General features: G+C 69.8%; 6 protein-coding genes. All 6 read right to left on the bottom strand.

Annotated features, from left to right (window positions below):
• Positions 1-6178 (bottom strand): type I polyketide synthase (locus ACN469_RS26495; RefSeq protein WP_498772030.1); only part of this gene is annotated, 6178 nt, incomplete at its 3' end.
• Entirely contained in the window at positions 6179-15004 is an 8826-nt protein-coding gene (locus tag ACN469_RS26500; protein WP_498772032.1) for an amino acid adenylation domain-containing protein, read from the bottom strand. It lies immediately after the preceding gene.
• Complete coding sequence (locus ACN469_RS26505; protein WP_498772034.1) at positions 15001-16164, bottom strand: MDR/zinc-dependent alcohol dehydrogenase-like family protein; 1164 nt, start codon at positions 16162-16164, stop codon at positions 15001-15003. The genes ACN469_RS26500 and ACN469_RS26505 overlap by 4 nt, the downstream gene beginning before the upstream one ends.
• Positions 16165-16193: 29 nt before the next feature.
• Positions 16194-18023 (bottom strand): condensation domain-containing protein, encoded by a 1830-nt coding sequence (locus ACN469_RS26510; RefSeq protein WP_498772036.1) that lies wholly within the window; start codon positions 18021-18023, stop codon positions 16194-16196.
• A complete protein-coding gene (locus tag ACN469_RS26515; protein WP_498772038.1) occupies positions 18023-18322 on the bottom strand; it encodes an acyl carrier protein in 300 nt (99 codons plus the stop codon). Before ACN469_RS26515 ends, ACN469_RS26510 begins: the two co-directional genes overlap by 1 nt.
• A gap of 82 nt (positions 18323-18404) precedes the next feature.
• Positions 18405-19979, bottom strand: a complete 1575-nt coding sequence (locus tag ACN469_RS26520) for an amino acid adenylation domain-containing protein (RefSeq protein WP_498772040.1) — start codon at positions 19977-19979, stop codon at positions 18405-18407.

A 19979-nucleotide genomic window follows, 5' to 3' on the forward strand; every position in this document is an offset into this window, starting at 1 on the left:
GTTTCTTCAGCTCGACGGCGGTGAGCGAGTCCATGCCCAGGTCGAACAGCCGATGGTCTCCATCGACGGTGTCCAGGCTGCTCATGCCGAGGACGCGCGCGAGCTGGCTCCGCACGTGCTCGTCCAGCATCACCCTCCGCTCATGCACGGAGGCGACCTGGAGGCGGGCCAGCAAGCCCTCTCGCGCGGGTGGCTCCGTCTCCGACTTCGTCTCGGCGAGCAGTCGGGACAGGTAGGGGCTGGCGCCGACCTTCCGGGCGAACTCCGTCCAGACGATGGGCATCACGCCAAGCTGCGTGGCCTCGGAGGCGAGGATGCGCTCGAGCAGCTCCAGACCCCGCTCGGGGCTGATGGTGCTCATGCCCAGCTCGCCCATGCGTGCGCCCGCCTCCGCGCGGTTAGCGGCGCCGACTCCCTCCCACGCACCCCAGGCGATGCACGTGCACGGCAGCCCGAGGGCCCGGCGATGGTGCGCCAGCGCATCGAGGAAGGTGTTGGCGGCCGTGTGGTTCGCCTGTCCCCACGCTCCCAGCAGCGACGTCGCCGAGCCGTAGATGACGAACAGGTCCAGGGCCTTTGCCCGGGTGTGGAGATGGAGATTCCAGGCGCCGTCGACCTTCGGCGCGAGCACCGAGGCGAAGCGCTCCCAGCTCAGTCCGGAGAGGACGCCGTCCTCCAACACGCCCGCGGAGTGGAAGACGCCTCGAAGGGGTGGCAGTCGCCGGTCCACTTCCGCCAGGGCTTGGGACAGCGACTCCTCGCGTGAGACGTCGCAGGGCAGGGCCAGCACGGTGACTCCTCGTGCCGTGAGGTCCGCCAGGGCCACCTGCGCTTCGGCACCCGGTGTCCTGCGCGAGAGGAGCGCGAGGTGGCGCGCACCTTGGTCCACGAGCCAGCGTGCCGTCAGCAAGCCCAGTCCGCCGAGCCCTCCCGTGATGAGATACGTGGCGTCAGGCCGGATGGAGAGGCCGTGCTTTGATGTGAGCTGGGTGGCTCGCGTGAGGCGGGCGACCCTGCGCTCAGTGCCTCTCAGCGCGAGCTCCTGCTCGTTGCTCGTGTCCAGCACGGCGTCGACCAACGCGTCGGGTTCGGACGACGTGGGTGCGTCATCCAGGTCGATGATGCGGCAGCGCAGCTCGGGGTGCTCACGGCCAATCACGCGGGCCAGTCCCCAGAGCGTCGACGAGGCCACTCCTGGAACCACGCCCCCCGCGGGTTGGGCTCCTCGGGTGATGAGCGTCAGCGGCGGAGGCGGTGCGTGTGCGGCCTGGGTGAGCGCCTGGACACACTGCAAGACGCTGCCGCAGCCCGCCTTCGAGGCCTCGCGCAGTTGTTGCGTGGAGAGGTCGGCGGCGGGCGCTCCATCCAACGACCACAGGTGGATGATTCCCCGAACGTGGGGGACCTTGGCCTGGAACCGGGAGAGTGAAGCTGCGGACCGAGGGTCGACCTCGTTCGCACTGTTCTCGTGGATGAGGAAGCACTCACCGCCCTGGGCTTGGAGGCGGTTGGCCAGTGACTGGCCCACGCCCCCTCGGTCCGCGAGGATGAGCCAGGCGCCCACAGCGCGCGTCTCCCTCGGCGTTCGCGGCGCCTGCGCGACGATGACGGCTTGCTGTCCCAGGAGGGGCGGCAGCGAGTCACTCGGGGAGGCGATGGCGGCTTGGGAGAAGCCTTCCTCTTTCAGCACTTCACACCAGCGAGCCGCTGGGAGGAGCGGGCACTCGGTGCGCAGTGCCGTGTCCTCGAAGCGCCACCAGCCGTCCGTGAGTCCGAAGGTGAGGTCCACCCAGCGCAGCGCGACGGTTCCCTCCAACAGGACGAGGGTGCCTCCAGGTGCCAGCAGCTCGCGGAGGTTGCGCAGCGTCTGTCTCGCGTCCCTCGTCGCGTGCACGACGTTCGAGGCGAGCACCAGGTCGTAGCGCTCCTTGCTCACGGGCGTGCGCTCGACGTCCAGCACCTCGTAGCGGACGAAGGGAAACTCCGTGAAGCGCTCCGCGGCCCGCTCCGTGAAGAACGCGGAGACATCCGTGAAGACGTAGTCGCTGCGCTCGGCGGGGAGTCGCGGCAGCACCCAGGCGGTGGTCTCACCCGTGCCCGCGCCTACCTCCAGGATGCGCAGGCGGCGCTCCGGTGGTGCCTCCGCGAGCGCGCGCATGACGACCTGCCGCGCCACGGTGTTCATCATCCGAATGACGGGGGTGCCACGGTAGAGCTCCGCCACCGCGTCTGGATTTCCGTCAGGGAAGAGCAGCTCGAGCGCGTCGCGCTCTCCGCGCAGCAGGGCCGCCAGCTCCATCCCGCAGCGCTCCAGCATCGCGAGCTGGGCGCGGGTCGAGGACGAATCCTCCGGTGCGAAGGGGAGGCGCTCCGCTTGCATGGGCGGAAGTGCTCGGAGGACGTTCCAGCCCTCGCTGGCTCGCTCCAGGAAACCTTCCTCGGAGAGGATGGCGAGCAGCCTCCCCAGCAGTCGTTGGTGGGGCGTGGCGACTCGGAGCCGCTCCGCGAGTGCTCGGGTGCTGAACCGCTGACCGGGGGCGAAGCCCGCCTCCAGTCGATGGAACGCCGCGAGGATGTAGCTCAGGCTCGCGGTCTCGAGCCGTCCAAGGACCGCCGTGTAACGCGCGACGTCCTCCTCGGGGATGATGGTGTCCAGACCTTCGCGTACGGCGTCACCGATGACTTGGGGGGCCGGGATGAAGTCGGCTTCCGTGTCCATTCGCGGGGCGATGGGCCAGTCGACGGTGTAGAGCCAGTCCGAGGCGGGCTGTGCTCCGAGGAAGGACTCACGGCGCGCGAGGCGCAGCTCCAGGCCCTCCACCACGACGAGCACCCGGCCATCCTCCGCGCGAAGACATGCGTCGACTCGCAGGCGCCCCTTGCCGCGCGACGGACGCTCGTGCGTCTCGCAGAAGGCGGCTTCTCTCGGCGACTCGTGGACCGTGAGGCGCTCCATTCCCACGGGCAGCCACGCTTCGCCCTCCACCGCGTCACCGAACCCGACGCTCAGTGCCTGGAGACAGGCATCCAGCAGGGCGGGGTGCAGCACGTAGCGTCCCCCCGCACCCGGCACGACCACGTGGGCACCACCCCCCTGCTCCGTGCGCCAGAGGGACTGGATGGAGCGGAAGAGGGGGCCAAGCAGCAGGCCGTGCTCACGGGTCCGTTGGTAGTGCGACTCGACGGAGAGCAGGGCCTGCTTCGTGGGCAGAGCGATGGGGATGGCGTCGGGACGGCGCGCGTCCTCTCGCCGAACCTTGCACGCGACGTGGAGCCGCCACGCGTCGTCAGCTCGGCTGAAGATTCGCACCCCTTGTCGTCCTGGGCCGTCCGGCGTGAGCACGGTGTGCACCACGGTGGTGCCCTCTTCGAGGAGCAGGAGGGGCTGGGAGATCTCCAGCGCCTCCAGACGCAGTGCTCCCTCCCCGAGCGTCCGTTGTCCCGCCGCGAGCGCCAGCTCGATGAAGGCCGTGGCGGGGACCACCGCGCGCCCGAAGACGCGGTGCTGTCCGAGCAGGGGCGGCGAGGCGGGACCCAGATGCGCCTCGAAGTGTGATTCGCCGGGGCCCTGCACGGGGGAGTGGAGCCGCTGTCCCAGCAAGGGATGCGGCGTCGTTGCTTCGCTCGTGGCGCGGGCGCGGTTCGACCTGAACTGGAACGTCTCCTCCTTGAGCCAGTAGCGGCGACGCTCGAACGGATAGGTCGGCAGCGTGACGCGGCTCCGGACGCCACTGGCTTCGAGCCCCGCCCACCGCACGGGCGCGCCACGGACATGAAGCTCCGCCAGGGCCTCCAAGAGTCCGCGTGACTCCGGCGCACCCTTCCTCAAGCTGGACAGATACAGGCCCTGGTCGTCCGGCAGGTTGCTCTTCGCCAGGTCGAGCAGCGTCGAGCCCGGGCCCACCTCCAGGAAGACGTCGCAGCCCGTGGCTCGGAGCGCGCGCACTCCCTCCGCGAACCGCACCGGGCCGCGCACTTGCCCGACCCAGTAGTCGGGCCGAGTGAACTCCGCGCCCATGATCCGAGCCGTCATGTTGGAGATGAAGGGGAGCCTGGGCTCCGTCATCCGAAGCCGCGCGACGATGTCCCCGAAGCCCTGGAGCATCGGCTCCAGTGGTCCCTCGTCCGTGAGGGATTGCATGAACCGGCCCCGCTCGGCGACGAGCGTCAGCCCATCCTCCAACGAGAAGACTCCGGCGGCACAGGCCGCGGCCAGCTCGCCCACGCTTTGACCCAGGACGGCGGCGGGCTCGATGCCGAGGGACTTCCACAGCTCCACGAGCGCGTACTGGAGCGAGAACAGCGCGGGCTGGGTGCAGGCGGTCCGGGACAGCAGGGTGGACTCCGCGTCCTCGTCGAAGAGCACCGAGAGGAGCGAGCGCTCCAGGCGCGGGGCGAGGAGGGCGTCACAGCGCTCCAGCGCTTCGCGGAAGCGCGGCTCGGACGCGAACAGCTCCTTGCCCATGCCCGCGTACAGGGCGCCTTGTCCGCTGAAGAGGAAGGCGATGCGCGGAGGCTCGTCCGGAGTGGCTCCTCGGCGGGTGGACTCCCGGCGCTGGAGCTGTCCCGTCAGCTCCTCGGTGTTCCGAGCGATGAACGCGGCGCGGTGACCGAAGTGGGTGCGCCCGCTGTTCGCGGTGGCCGCGACAGCCGCGAGCGGCAGCGCGGGATTCCGGACGAGGTGACGGTGGTACTGGTCGACCTGGGCTTCCAGTGCCTCCGGCGAAGCGCCCGACAGCGTCACGAGCTGCCAGGGACGCTCGGGCACTGTGGGCCGTTCTTCTTTCGCGGGCGCCTGCTCCACGATGACGTGGGCGTTCGTCCCCGAGAAGCCGAAGGAGCTGACACCGCCGATGCGACGGCCATCGATGAGCGGCCAGGGCGTGGGCTGGGTCACGACGCGCACGCCCAGGTCGTCCCAGGCGATGCGTGGGTTGGGCGTCTTGAAGTGGAGGTGCGGCGGCAAGGTGCCGTCCTCCAGGGCGAGCACCAGCTTCATCAAGCCCGCGATGCCAGCCGCCGCTTCCAGGTGACCGATGTGGGGCTTCACGGAGCCAATCAACAGGGGGGCCTCCGCCGCACGCCCCTCGGACAGCACGGCCCCCAGGGCCTCCACCTCGATGGGGTCTCCCAGCGCGGTGCCCGTGCCATGCGCTTCGACGAAGCCGACTTGCTTCGGTGCGAGGTCGGCCTGCTCCAGGGCTCGGCGGATGACGGCTTCTTGAGCGGAGCCGTTCGGCACGGTGAGGCCCGCGCTGCGGCCATCCTGGTTGACCGCCGAGCCTCGGATGACCGCGAGGATGCGATGTCCCGCCCGCTGCGCATCGGAGAGCCGCTCCAGCACCACCACGCCACAACCTTCGCCGCGCACCACGCCATCCGCCGACGCGTCGAACGTCTTGCAGCGTCCGTCCGGTGCGAGCATGCGCGTGCGCGACTCAATCATCGCGAGGATGGGCGCGAGCATCAGGCTCACTCCGCCCGCGAGCGCCAGGTTGCACTCCCCCAACCGCAGCGACTGACAGGCGAGGTGGACCGCGACCAGCGACGACGAGCACGCCGTGTCCACCGAGAGCGCGGGCCCCCTCAGTCCCAGGACGTAGGAGAGCCTCCCCGCCGCCACGCTCAGCGCCGTGCCCGAGCCGGTGTACGCGTCGATGGCCTCCGGCTCGCTCGTGGACATCTCGAAGTAGTCATGACTGGCGACGCCGACCATCACCCCCGTCGAACTTCCCATCAGCGAGTCAGGGGCCACGCCCGCTCGCTCCAGTGCCTCCCAGCTCACTTCGAGCAGCAGTCGTTGCTGTGGGTCCATCCGCGCGGCTTCACGCGGGCTGATGCCGAAGAAGGCCGCATCGAAACGGTCCGGCTGGTCGATGAAGCAGCCCTTACGCGCGGTCAGTGCGCCTTGCGCATCCGGGTCCGGGTCATGGAGCGCCTCCGCATCCCAGCGCTCGACGGGAACGTCGCGCACGGCGTCTCGCCCCGAGGACAACAGCTCACGAAAGGCCTCGGGACTGGTGGCCCCGCCGGGAAAGCGGCAGCTCATCCCGATGATGGCGATGGGCTCGCGCTGGCCTCGCTCCAGGGCGTGGAGCTTGGACTCGGTTTCCTCCAGCTTGCGCAGTGCGCGCCGCAGGAGGGCCTCCTGACCGCCACTGGGAATTGACGTGCTCATCTAGCCCATGTCCTCGAGCTTTCGCTCCAACCGGCGGACCACTTCGTCGAGCGGCAACTCCTCGCCGGCTTCCTCCTGGGGGCTGGGCGCCGCCGAGGCGAGTCGCAGCACTTCCGTGGCGAGGTACGTGGAGAGCTGAGCGACGCTGGGGTGCTTGAACACCACGACGGAGGGCAGCGTGCAGGGCAGTGAGGCCTGGAGGCGGTTGCGAATCTCCAGCGAGCCGAGCGAGTCCAGGCCGAGGTCGAACAGTCCCCGGTCGATGCCCACCGCGGACGGAGCCAGACCCAGGACCGCCGCCACCTGCTCACGCACGTGGGCTCGCAGGAGCGGCTGCTGCTCGGAGGCTGGTGATGCCTCGAGTCGCTGGCGGAAGCCCTGTTGCGCGGCGCCGCTCTTTCGCGACGCTTCGCCTCGGCTCACCAGCTCCGCGAGGAACGTGGAGGAGCTCGTACTGGCGAGCTGCTTCCAGTCGATGGGCACGACCGCGATGTTGGGCCGCGCGTGGGTCCACAGCCGGTGCAGCGCGGTGAGGCCGTGCACGGGTGAGAGCAGGCCGAGCCCCTGTCCGCGCAGGCGCTCCGCGAAGGCCTCGCTCGCGGCCGTGCCTTCTCCAGACCATGGCCCCCAGGCGATGCTGAGGCCCGGCAGTCCGAGCGCGTGTCGGTGTCGCGCGAGGCCATCCAGGAAGGCATTCGCCGCGGCGTAGTTCGCCTGCCCCGCGTTCCCGAGCAGGGAAGACACGGAGGAGAACAGGACGAAGAAGTCGAGCGCGTGTCCCCGTGTCGCGGTGTGGAGGTTCCAAGCGCCCTGGACCTTGGGCGCGAGCACCTGGGCGAACGACTCCCACGTCTGGGTCCGCAGCGGCCCGTCCCGCACGATGCCCGCCGCGTGCACGACGCCGCGAAGAGGAGGGAGCAGGCGGTTCACCTCCTCAATCGCCGCGCGCATGCACTCCGAGCGACTCACATCCACTTCGAGGCAGAGCACGCGCGCTCCAGCGGCGCGGAGCGCGGCGAGTCCGGTGTCGTCATCGGAAGGCGCTTGTCGCCCCAGGAGCACGAGGCAGCGAGCGCCTCGGTCCACCATCGATTGCGCGACGAGGCGACCCAGGCGACCGAAGCCGCCCGTGATGAGGTAGGTGGCCTCTGGATGGAGCGCGGTCTCCGAACGAGAGGCCTCCGCGATGCGCAGCCGCGCGACTTGTCGCGACCCACCTTCGAGTCGGATCTGGTCCTCCTGGCTCTCGGAGCGAAGCTCGGCCAGCAGCTCTCGGCTTGCCTCGGGGCCCGCTGACGGCGCGAGGTCTATTCGACGGCAGCGCAGCTCCGGGTGCTCCAGGGAGATGACCTGTCCCAGTCCCCACAACGTGGAGCCCGCGCCAGGCTTGCCTTCCTGGGCCCCTCGCGTGACGAGCTGAAGCACTGGAGGCGGAGCGTTCCGCGCGACCAGGGCCTGGATGAGATGCAGCACGCCGCCACAGGTCCGGCGAAGGTCCTCGGCCAGCGTCTCCGCCTGGAGGATGGGAGTGGACGGCGAGGAGAGTGTCCCCAGATGAATGACCTGACGGAGCGGGCGCTCGTCGCGGGCCAGCTCCTCCAGCAATCGCGTGAAGTGCTCGGGACGCGCGAGGTCTACCTGGAAGCGATGGGCCCCCTGCCGCTCATAGTGAGGGCCCGCCTGGACGACGACGCAGGTGTCGCGTCCCTCTTCGTCCACGCGGGCGCGCAGGGCTTCGGCGACTCCCTGGTCGTCCGCGATGAGGAGCCACGTGGAGGGGCGATGGATGACCTCGCTGACGGGACGGGGCTGGTCGCGCCAGGCGGGCTCGTACAGCGCATCCTCGAGTCCTGGCCGTGCGCCCTGGAGAAAGGCTTCGCCACGGATGCGCTTGAGCTCGAAGCCCTCGACGCGGAGCACCTCGTCGCCTGCCTCGTCGTAGACGAAGACGTCCGCCAGGAGCGGTGAGCGCGGAACGACTCGACTCACCATTCGATGGGGCAGTGAGGCCCGGTGGACGCGCACGCGACCGAAGCTCGCGGGCAGCAGCCAGTCACCCTCGCGCAGCTCCGGTCCCACCGCTCCAACGAGCTGGAGACACGCATCGAGCACGGCGGGATGGACGTGGTGCGGCCTGGACGCATCTCGCAGTCGCTCCGGGACGTCGATGCGCGCGCAGGCACCCAGGTCGTCACGCCACAGCTCGACGAGTCCGCGGAACGCCTCGCCGAACTCCACCCCGAGCTTGTGGGCTCGCGTGTAGTGGACCGTCCCCGGCTGGGCCTCTACCCCGGTGGGGTGCAGGAGCGCGGCTGCGAGTCGGGTCGGCGCCGCGTCTTCTGCCCGAGCGGGTCTCACCTTGCCGGAGGCGTGGCGTGTCCACCGGGCGTCTGCGTCTCCGCTCTCCTCGCGGCGAAACACCTCGATGGTGAGCACCTGCTCGCCCGTGGTCCGCGCCACGGTCTGGAGCGTGATTTCTCCCTGCTCCGGGAGGATGAGGGCCTGCTCCAGCGCCAGCTCCTCGACGACGAGCGCCTGGTTCGGCAGCGCCACGGCTCCGGCCGCGAGGGCCAGCTCCAGATACGCCGTCGCTGGCAGCAGGGCTGTTCCGAGCGCGCGGTGGTCGCCCAGATAGGACGGCGACGAGGCACCGATTCGCGACTCGAACAGCAGCTCTCCTGGACGCAAGGTCGCCGCCGACACGCGTGCTCCGAGCAGCGGATGTGAAGTCCGGGTGTCTTCGCGGCGCGCGGTTCCCCGAGGACCGGCTTCGTCGGACCAGAAGCGCTGTCGCTCGAACGGATAGGTGGGCAACGCCACGCGTCGACGGGCCTCCGCCTGCTCATACCCCCGCCAGCTCACCGGTGCGCCTTGCGCGTAGAGCGTCGCCAGACACTCCGACAGCTGGTGCCAGTCCTCATGGCCCTTGCGCAGGCTCGACAGCCATTGGGCCTGGACCACGGGCAGGCACTCGCGCCCCATCCAGACCAGCGTCGGCTTCGGACCGAGCTCCAGGAACACCTGCGTCCCCATCGCGGCCAGCGTCCGCATTCCCTCCGCGAGCTGCACGGGTTCACGCAGGTGTCGCACCCAGTACTCGGGCGTCGCGACCTCCCCACCCGCGAGCCGCCCCGTCAGGTTCGAGATGAGGGCCCGCGTGGGAGCGCGATAGGTGACGGTCCGCGCGACCTTCTCGAAGGCCGGCAACATCGGGTCCATCAGGTGCGAGTGGGCCGCGCGAGTGGCCTCCAGCTTCTTGACCTGGATGCCCTGCGCCGTCAGCTCGTCGGTGAGCTGCCGCACGGCGGGGGCCTCACCGGACACCACCACGTTCTGGGGAGCGTTGATGGAGCCGATGGACAAGCGCCCGCCATGCTTCGCCAGCGCTTCCCGGACGTGGGCCTCATCCGCGAGCACGACGAGGGTCTCTCCCTCCAGCGCGAGCTGCTCCATGAGCCGCCCGCGCGCCGCCACCAGTCGCACGGCGTCCTCCAGGGAGAAGACGCCCGCGTTCAACGCGGCGACGTACTCGCCCAGGCTGTGACCGAGGACAGCGTCTGGCTCGATGCCCCATGAGCGCCACAGCTCCGCCAGCGCGTACTCCACCGCGAAGATGGCGGGCTGGGCGTAGGCCAGCTCCGTGAGTCGGTGGGACTCGCTCCCGTACAGCACCGCGAGCAGGGGTGTCTCCAGCTCCGTCCGAAGGAGCGCCGCCACCCGCTCCAAGGCCTCGCGGAAGACGGGGCTGGTGTCATGGAGCGCGCGCCCCATGCCCTCGTACTGCGCCCCGTGGCCGGTGAAGAGGAAGGCGATGCGCGGAGGCTGCTCGGACTGGACCTGACCTCGGGCCACACCCGGCACCCGTGTTTCGTCGAGGCTCGAACGAAGGCGCTTCCGCAGCTCCTCGGCCGTGTGGCCTACGACGGCCAGGCGATGCGGGAAGTGAGAACGGACGATGCCCGCCGTGAAGCAGAGGTCCGCGAGCGTGGAGTCGGAGGCGCTGGCGAGGAACTCCTCGAATCGTCGTCCCAGGGCTTCGAGTGCACGAGGGCTGCGCGCGGAGAGGGGCAGCACGTGGACCGGACGCCGGGTCGTCGAGGTGTCACGCGGGGGCGCCGCTTGAAGCACGACGTGCGCGTTCGTCCCGCCCACGCCGAAGGAGCTGACGCCCGCGCGGCGAGGATGCGGACCTTCTGGCCAGGGTTGGAGGCGAGCGTTGACGTAGAAGGGGGTCTGCTCGAAGCCGATGGCGGGGTTCGGGCGCTCGAAGTGGAGGGTGGGCGGGATGAGCCCGTGTTCAACGGCCAGCGCGGCCTTGATGAGCCCCGCGACACCCGCCGCGGTGTCCAGGTGGCCGAAGTTGGATTTGGCCGAGCCCACCGCGCAGAAGCCCTTCGCCGAGGTCCCCAGTCGGAAGGCCTGGGTGAGCGCGGCGATCTCCATCGGGTCTCCGAGCGGAGTCCCCGTGCCGTGCGCTTCGATGTAGCGGATGGTCTCCGGAGGAATGCCCGCCATCGCCTGGGCGCGAGCAATCGCCTCCGCCTGTCCATCGCGATTCGGCGCGGAGAAGCCGACCTTGTCTCCGCCGTCGTTGTTCACCGCCGCGCCGAGGATGACGGCGTGGATGGAGTCTCCGTCGGCGAGTGCCTGGTCGAGCCGCTTGAGCACCACGACGCCCGCGCCGCTCGCGGGGAGGATGCCTTGCGCCTGGGCATCGAAGGGGCGGCAGTGGCCGTCAGGAGAGAACATCCCCGAGCCGGGCTCCGCGAGATAACCCAGGTGGTGGGGGACCTTGATGGACACGCCTCCCGCGAGGGCCATCTCGCAGTCGCGGTTCCACAAGGACTGGCACGCCAGACTCACTGCGACGAGCGACGTCGAGCACGCCGTCTGGAGCGTGATGCTGGGGCCGGTGAGGTTGAGCTTGTAGGAGACCTGCGTGGCGACGAAGTCCTTGTCGTTGCCGAACAGCCGCTGGAAGTAGGACAGGGGCTGGGTGAGGTCGAGCTCCGGATAGATGTAGTTGCTCAGGCTCTTTCCAGCGAAGACGCCGACCTTCTTCCCCGTCGCGTCCGGGCGGTAGCCGGCGCGCTCCAGCGACTCCCACACGCATTCGAGGAACAGCCGCTGCTGCGGGTCCGTGAGCAGCGCCTCGCGAGCGGTGAGGCCGAAGAACTCCGCGTCGAAGCCGGCGATGTCGTCGAGGACGGCGCCTGCCTTCACGTAGTGCGGATTGCCAATCATCTCCCGGGGAAGGCCCTGGGCCCGCAGCTCCTCGTCGGTGAAGAAGCGCACCGACTCGACGCCTTCGACGAGGTTCTTCCAGTACGTCTCCACGTCGGGCGCGCCCGGGAGTCGAGCGCTCATGCCGATGATGGCGATGGGGCTTCGCTCGAGCGTGTCTGCGCGGGCCTGGCTCACACGCGCGGAAGGGCTACCGGTGTCTCCACGCCGCACCCGTCCCAGGTGCGCGGCCAGCGCGGCGAGGTTCGCGTTCTGGAACAACTCGACGGTGGGGATGTCCGCGCCCAGCTCCTGTCGGATGCGGGAGTTGATGCGGACCAGGTGGACGGAGTTGGCGCCCAGCTCGAAGAAGTTCTTCCTCCGCTCCACCTCGGGGAGCTGGAGCACGTCCCGAACGATGGCGGCCAGCGCGGCCTCGGCCTCGTGCGCTGGCGCTCCGTCGTCGGCGCGTGATTCCGTGAGCGCCTGTCGGGCCTCCGGCCTGGGCAGCGCGGCACGGTCCACCTTGCCCGTGGGGCCGAGCGGGAGCTGCTCCAGGAACACCACCACGGACGGGACCATGTGGTCCGCGAGTCGCTCCCCGAGGAAGCGCCGCAACGGCTCCTGCGACAGCGTGGCGCCAGGCCGACGCACGACGTAGGCGAGGAGGCGCGGCGAGTGACGGTCTCCATCCGCCACCACGACAGCGGCGGAGACCTCCGGGTGGAGTCGGAGCGTGGCCTCGATTTCACCGGGCTCGACGCGATGGCCGAGGATGGAGAGCTGGAAGTCGACGCGGCCGAGAATCTCGACGGTGCCATCCGGCAGCAGGCGCCCCAGGTCACCGGTGCGATACAGCCGCTCGCCCGTCACGGGGTGGGTGACGAAGCGCTCACGCGTGCGAGCCTCATTGCGCCAGTAGCCCTTCGCCACGCCGACGCCCGCGCAGCACAGCTCGCCCGGGACCCACATGGGGCGCTCCCGCAGCGACTCGTCCATGACGTGGTAGCGGGTGTCCACGATGGGCCGGCCGTAGGGGATGCTCTTCCAGGCGGGGTCGACCTTCCCGATGGGGAACCAGATGTTCCAGAGGCTCGTCTCCGTGGGGCCGCCCACGCTGACGGGCTGCACCGTCGGAACGAGCGCGCGGAGCCGGTCCGGCAGGTCGAGGGGAATCCAATCGCCGCCCATGAATGCGAGCCGCAGCGAGGGGGCGAGCGGCTCCGGACGCCCGCTGGCTTGGGCCAGGAGCATCTCCATCATCCCGGGGACGGAGTTCCAGACGGTGATGCGCTCGGTGCGCAGGAGCTCGGCCCAGCGCGCCGGCTCCTTTCGCGCGGTGGCTTCGCAGAACACGATGGCGCCACCGGCCGACAGCATCCCGAACACGTCGAACATCGACATGTCGTGGTGCAGGGCCGTCAGCGCCAGGACCCGGTCCTCCGGGCCGATGGAGAACTCGCGCAGCGTCTCGTCGAGCGCGTGCACGAGCCCTCGGTGCGCGAGCATCACCCCACCGGGGCGCCCCGTGGAGCCGGACGTGTAGATGATGACCGCGAGGTCATCCGCGCTCTGCACTGGGAACTCAGGCAGCGGTGGAGCCGACGCGGGCGCCACGGTCTCCACCGTGAAGCGGCGTGGCATGGAGGGCCATTCGAGGCGCGGCTCCAGCCAGGGCTGGGTGACGATGTGCTCACACGTGCTGTCCTCGAGGAGCTGCTTCAGCCGCTCTCCGGGGACGCCCGCGTCGATGGGGAGATAGGGCGCCCCCGCGATGGAGCAGGCGAGGGTGGCCACGACCTGCTCCCAGCCTTTCTCCATCACCACGGCCACGGGGTGGTTCTTTCGCGCTCCCGCCTGGGTGAGCGCGTGGGCGAGCGCGGTGCTCTCGCGCAGCAGCTCGCCGTAGCTCAGTGTGCGCCCTGGGGCGATGACGGCGGGCCGGCCGGGTTGTGCCTCGGCCTGCTCCACGAAGCGCGTGTGCAGCAGGCGTTCGGAGCGCGCGCCGTCACGTCGAGGCCCAGAGGCGACCTGGGGTTCGGCCAGTCGCAGGGGCTTCTCGTGGACGACGTCGGGCTCGTCCACCAGCCGGTCGATGAGCCGCTGGTACGACGCGAACATCGCGTCGAAGAGGCCCGGAGCAAACAGCTCGTCCGCGGAGTCCCAGTTGTAGAACACGCCGCCGTCCTGGAAGACGAGCTGGTGGTCGATCCACACCTGCGGCGTCTGCGTGACGGAGTGGACGACCCGGCCGAACGCGCGGCCCAGGTGGTCCACCCAGCAGGAGTCCCAGCCCTCCACTCCGCTGGCGAAGCTGGTGAGCACCACGGGCATCAGCGCGCCGCTGATCTTCCCTCGCTCGCGGAACATCTGGCGGAGGATCTCCACGCCGCCGATGTAGCGGTGCTCCAGGTCCTTGAAGAGCTGCACCTGGAGCGCGCGCGCCCGCTGCTGGAACGTCCCGCCAGCGCGGTGGTCCACTTCGACGAGCAGGAACGAGGAGAAGGTCCCCACCATCTTCCCCACGTCCTCGTGCAAGGGGAGACGATTGTAGAGCGGCACGTTGAGCGTGAAGTGCGGGCTCTTGCTGAAGTGGGCGATGACCTCCGCGTAGCAGGCGAGCAGCAACCCCGTGGGCGTGAGCTGAAGTTCACGCGCCCGCTCCACCAGGCGCTCCCAGCGCGCTCGCTCGATGCGGGCTTCACGGCGCACGAAGTGCGGGTGACGGGGCGCACCCACGGGCAGGACCCGGGGCAGGTCGGGCGCCGGGGGTAGCGTGGCAATCCGTCCACGCCAGTACTCCATCGAGCGGCGGTACAGCGCGGTCTCCTGAAGCGCGCGGGTGGCCAGGACGTAGTCGCGGAACGACTGTCCATGCTCGCGCGGGTCCAGCGTCGCGTGCGGGTCGTCGTAGAGCTGGATGAGCTCCCGGAAGAGGACCTGCACGCTCCACGAGTCGACGAAGGTGCAGTCGATGCTGAAGTAGAGCCGGTGGCCCTCCTCCAGGCGCACCGCGCGAATCTCGAACAACGGCCACGTGTCGAGCGGGAGAATCTGTTGCGCCAGCCGCTCGCGGTGGGCGTCCAGGCGCCGCTGCCGCTCCTCGGGAGACAGGGCGCGGTAGTCCTCGACCGCCACTTCATATGCGGGGACTTCCCGGAGGATGCGCTGCGTTCCATCAGGCAGGGCGACGGCGCGGAGCATCTCGTGGCGTTGGATGAGGCGTCGCCACGCCTCGCCGAAGCGCGCGGGGTCCAGCGTCTCGCTGTCAATCTCGACGTAGACGTGGATGGCCGCGCCCAGCTCCAGGTCGCCGCCACGGCCGACCCAGTAGGCCTGCTGGATGTCAGTGAGCGGGAAGGGTGCGTCCCGCTCCTCGGGACGGCAGACGAGCGCGGGCAGCTCCGCGGCGCGGGCATCTCCCATGCTGTCGTCGAGCAGCGCGATGAGCTCCGCCTTGCGTGCGGAGAGCTCCGCGCGCAGCTCGGCGGTGAGCGCGCCTTCCGGTGCATCCACCGCCAGCTTTCCGCCCTCCACCCAGAGACGAATCCCCAGGTCGAAGAGGCGCGTGAGCAGCGTCGTCACCCCGCTGTCTTGACTCACGTCTTCGCCTCCGCGTTGACGCTGAAGCAGGGGAAGTAGTTGGCGTCACCGGCGTGGTACGCCGCCGCCAGCTCGGGCAGCTCCTCGAAGGTGTGGATGCGCGGGCCGACGTCGGGCATCCACCCGTGGGCCTCGCCGAAGGCCACCGCGTCCACGCCCTCCTGATACCGCGCGTAGTGCGTGTGGATGTGCTGGTGCCGGGTGATGCACTCGCGGGCTCGAAGGAGGGAGACGGACATGCCTTCCTTCCAGCCCGCGGTGGCAATCACGCCCTGGCGGGCCAGGGCCTTGAGGGTGGCCCGGTAGACGGGCGTGCCGATGTAGTCGAGGAACAGGTGGACCATCTCTCCGTCGGTGCGACGGGAGACCTCCGCGAGGAAGCCGGCCTCGGCGGCCTGATAGCGCTCGCGGTAGAGCGTGTCGGAGTCCCAGCGCTCCGGCTCGTAGCTCAAGCCGGCGAAGGCACGTCGGTCGAGCGCCTCCAGGCCCGCGCCGCGAATCTCCTCCAGGTGCCGGTGCGCACCGGACAGCATGACCACGCGGCAGCCCTGGAGTCTGGCGAGCGCCAGCTCCGCGAGCGTCGTCCCCCCGCCCCAACCCCAGACATGCGGCGATGGGCACTCCGCCTCCGTCACCTGAAGCCGGAAGACGGCGGAGGCGACACGCCAGTTCGCCCACGCGGTGACATAGCGGACGCTGAAGGCCGCCCACTGCGCCAGCGAGTGCCGCGAGTTCTCTGGAATGGGAATGACCTGCCGGCCCTTGAGCTTCATCAGCGTGGCCATGCAGCCCATCTGTCGGGGCGCCTCGTAGCCCAGGGCCTTCACGGTGTAGCCGTAGGCGTCCGTCTCCCCGCTCGGGAACATCATCGCGAGCTGGCCGCCCTGGACCTCGGTGACGCCCTTGCCCGTCTCGAGCACCCGGACGACACCCGCGTTGCCCAGGACCACCTCCTGCTCCTGGCGCACCTTGCAGATGTCGATGGGCTGCCGCTCGAGCGCGTGCTCGTTGTTGCCCTCCCAGCAGCCGTAGAGCGGCGCCGCGAGGACCTCGTCGTCCTGGATGGCGTCGACGGTGACGCGAGTGCGCGTCAGTCGGGCGCGGCGTGGCTCACCGGCGTTGCCCGCGCGAATCACCCAGGCGTCGGCTTGATAGCTCATGTTCGAAGTCCCCTGTGCGCGTGGAGTGGCTACAGCGTGAGAAGCTCCCGACGACCACCGGCCGCGGGCGCTCGGGTTTCCGACAACTGCGCGCGCAGCCACCGCGTGAGCAGCTCATCCGCGAGCACTTCCACGCTCGTCGCCTCGAAGAAGTGGGAGACGGGCATGTCGATGGACAGCTCGGTGCGGATGCGTCCGGTCAGCTCGATGAGCCGGAGTGAGTCGAGCGCCAGCTCCTGGAGCGACTGGAAGGGGACGTCCGGCGTCTGCCCCCTGAGCGCGACGCGGATGACGGTGCTCCGCAGGTAGTCCCGCATCAGGGCCCGACGCTGCTCCGGCCGGGCGGTCCCCAGCGCCGCGAGCACCTCCGTGGAAGAGGCGGACGGACCCGCCGACGGAGCACGCGAAGGCTCCGGGGTGAGGGGCCTGGGCGACGGAGCATCCCGTGGGACGACGAGGTCGGGGACGAAGGCGGAGAGGGCCTGACCCGGCGCGGCGACCGCCTGGCCCAGGATGGTCTCGAAGTCGCGGAGCAGTCTCGCGGCCTCGTCGGCGTCGAAGCGCTGACGGGAGAACTTGAGCGTGCCGGAGATGACGCCCTGCTCCTCGTGAAGCGCGAGGAACAAGTCAAAGTCACACGTGCCGCCGTCGAGCTCGACGGGGGTGACGTCGAGCTTCGTGAGCTGGAGCGGGTAGCGGGGCGTGTTCTCGAAGGCGAAGAGCGCCTGGGAGAGGGCTTCACCGCCCAGGTTGACTCCATCCAGGAACTGCACGGGGAGGTCCTGGTGCGCCAGCGCGCCCGCCACGACTCCGCGCACCTGCTCCAGCAGTTGCAGGAAGCTCGGGTCGCCACGCAGGTCCGCCGGCAACACCAGCAGGTTGACGAAGTAGCCGATGAGTCGCTCGGTCTGCGCCTGCGGGCGGTTGGCGATGGGGCTGCACACGAAGTGCTGCTCCTGCCCACCGGAGTGGCGGTGCAGCAGGACGTGGAACGCGGCGAGCAGCACCATGTAGGCGGTGGCGCCCGCCTCCCGGGTGAACTGGAGGAGGGCCTTGGAGACCTCCGGTGAGAGCGTGATGGGCAGCCGCCCCAGCTCGCGCAGGCCCGGCGTGGCCACATTCCCTGTCCGCGCCCGCGAGGCGAGACGGGGGCCTTGCAGCCGCTCCTTCAGGTGCTCTCGCCAGTACGCCTGAAGCTCCTCGCGCGAGCTTCCCTGGAGCCACTTGCGCTGCCACCGCGCATGGTCCCTGCAACACACGTCCAGCTCGGGCAGGGGCGAGAGGCCTCCTTCGTGGAAGGCCGTGTACAGCTCCGAGAGGTCCCGGAAGAGCACGTCCTGGGACCAGCCGTCGTAGATGATGTGGTGGAAGTTGAGCAGGAGGACATGCTCCCGCGCGTCGAGGACGAACAGCGTCGCGCGGAACAGTGCATCCCGGTGGAGGTCGAACGGGCGCCAGGCCTCCCGGTGCAGCGCCTCGCGCAACCGGGCCTCCTGCTGCCCATGCTGCTGTGCCTCGTCGCGCAGGCTGATGGTGGGGAGCACGAAGGCGCCGGGTGCGCGGACGCGCTGGATGACCTTGCCTCGGCTGGAGTCGAACGACGTCCGCAGGGCCTCGTGACGGTGTTCGAGGGCCTCCAGGGAGAGGCGCAGCGCTCGCCAGTCCAGCGGGCCCGAGATTCGGAAGGCCACGGGCAGGTGGTACGCGGTGCCGCCCGGGCTCGCCTGGTCCAGGTACCAGAGACGCTCCTGCTGAAAGGAGGCGGGCGGGTCCTCGATGTGCTCGCGCGGCACCAGCGGCGGCGCCTCCGAGCGCAGCGTGCGCAGCCGCTGGAAGGCCCTCCAGATGTCGGGGTGCATCAGTCGGTCTCCCCGCCGTCACGGCCGCGCAGCCGGGTGACGGTGAACGCCCGGATGGCCTGGAGGCTGCGGAAGTTCTCCATCACGATGTCGGGTGGGGTGACGGAGATCTCGAACCGCTGCTCGAGGAAGTTGACGAGGCGGAAGATGCCCATCGAGTCGATGACCCCGCGCGCGATGAGGCTGTCGTCATCAGCCAGTCCGGAGTCCTTGCTCCGGAAGAGGAACTCCTGGTCGATGTGGGCGCGGATGATTTGCGCGACCTGCTCTTCGGTGTAGCTCGCCACTGTCTCGTTCACGGACGCTCACTCCGGCTTCAGGGAATACGAATCCCCTCGGGCCGATGACCCGATGGGGCAAACACTGTCTTCGTGAGGGGGCTCACACGAGCTGTCGCGCCTGCTCCTGGAGCCGGACCCTGTCTTTCTTCCCCGTCGTCGTCTTCGGCAGGGCTTCGCAGGCGTCGATGCGCGCGGGAATCATGTAGCGGGGAAGGTAGTTCGCGCAGTGCTGGCGCAAGTCCAGCGGGCTGGTGCTCGCGTTGTCGCGCAGCACGACGAAGGCGCGCAGCTCGTTGCCCGTGAGCTCGTCGGGCAGCGTCAGCGCCGCGCTCTCCTCGACATCCGGATGGCGCAGGAGCACCTCCTCCACGGCGCTCAGCTCGATGCGGTGGCCTCGGACCTTGACCAGGTCATCCCTTCGGCCCAGGAAGCTCAGCGTGCCGCCGGGCTCCCGGATGACGCGGTCTCCGGTCCGATAGGCGAGGGGATGGCCCGGAATGGGGCCGAGCACCTGGCGCGTGCGCTCCTCCATGCCCCAGTAACCACTCATGAGCGTGGGGCCCGCGACGCACAGCTCCCCCTCCTCTCCATCTCCCGCGAGGCCGCCGTCATCTCGGACGACGAAGACTTCGTCACCACAGCAGACCTGGCCAATGGGCAGCGGCGTGGAGCGCGCGAGGTCCGAGGGCGTGACGACGTGGAACGTGCAGACGTTCGTCTCCGTGGGGCCGTACAAGTTGAAGTAGCGGGGCCTCGGTAGGTTGAGGACGAGCTGGCGCAGGTACTTGAGTGGGAAGACCTCACCGGCGAAGAGCACGGTGCGCAGGTTCGGGAATGCGTGCCGCGACAGCCCACCCCGGGCCACGAGCTGGGTGAGGGCCGACGGAACCGAGTACCAGATGGCGATGTGTCGGTCCGCGATGAAGTCCGCCAGCTCGCGAGGGAAGACAGAGAGCGAGGTGGGGACGAGCACGAGCGTCGCGGCGCACTTCGCCGTCGCGAAGAGGTCGAAGATGGACAGGTCGAAGTGGAGGGGTGCGTGATTGGAGACGCGGTCCGCGGCCCGCACCCCCGCGATGGTGGCCGCCCAGTCGACGAAGGCGTGCGCGGCGCGGTGGCTGAGCATGACGCCCTTGGGCTGCCCCGTGGAGCCAGAGGTGTAGAGGATGTAGGCGAGGTCCTCGGGCGAGGCCTCGGCGAGCGGCTCCACGGGCGCGCTGGATTGGGAGCACACGTCGGCCCAGGTGAGCGTCACCGGACCGCCCTGCTCGGGAGGGAGGCGGAGCATGTTCGTCGGGCGCGCCTCCACCAGGATGATGCAGCGAAGGCTCTCCACGTCTCGCAGGGCGGCGTGCCAGGTGGGGAGGGTGAGGATGCCGGAGAGCGCGCAGTCCCGGACGATGAACTTCAGGCGCCACTCAGGGGAGGCCGTGTCGATGGGGACGTAGGCGGCGCCGGCCTTCATGATGCCGAAGAGCGCGATGACGGCCTCGATGGACTTGTCCAGATGCAGGCCCACGCGAGCGCCCCGGCCGATGCCCTGCGCTCGCAGCGTGCGGGCCACCTGATTCGACGCCGCGTCGAGCTCTCCATAGGAGAGGGTCCGCTCTCCGTCGATGACGGCGAGTCGAGCAGGGGCGGACTGGGTGCTGGCTTCAAGATACTGGAACAACAT

Source organism: Corallococcus terminator (genome assembly GCF_049194865.1).
In the GTDB taxonomy this organism is placed as follows: domain Bacteria; phylum Myxococcota; class Myxococcia; order Myxococcales; family Myxococcaceae; genus Myxococcus; species Myxococcus terminator_A.

Excerpts from the sequence above, each read along its gene's own strand:
- ACN469_RS26510 (WP_498772036.1), bottom strand. The coding sequence starts at position 18,023 with ATGCACCCCGACATCTGGAGGGCCTTCCAGCGGCTGCGCACGCTGCGC.
- ACN469_RS26520 (WP_498772040.1), bottom strand. The coding sequence starts at position 19,979 with ATGTTGTTCCAGTATCTTGAAGCCAGCACCCAGTCCGCCCCTGCTCGA.
- ACN469_RS26505 (WP_498772034.1), bottom strand. The coding sequence starts at position 16,164 with ATGAGCTATCAAGCCGACGCCTGGGTGATTCGCGCGGGCAACGCCGGT.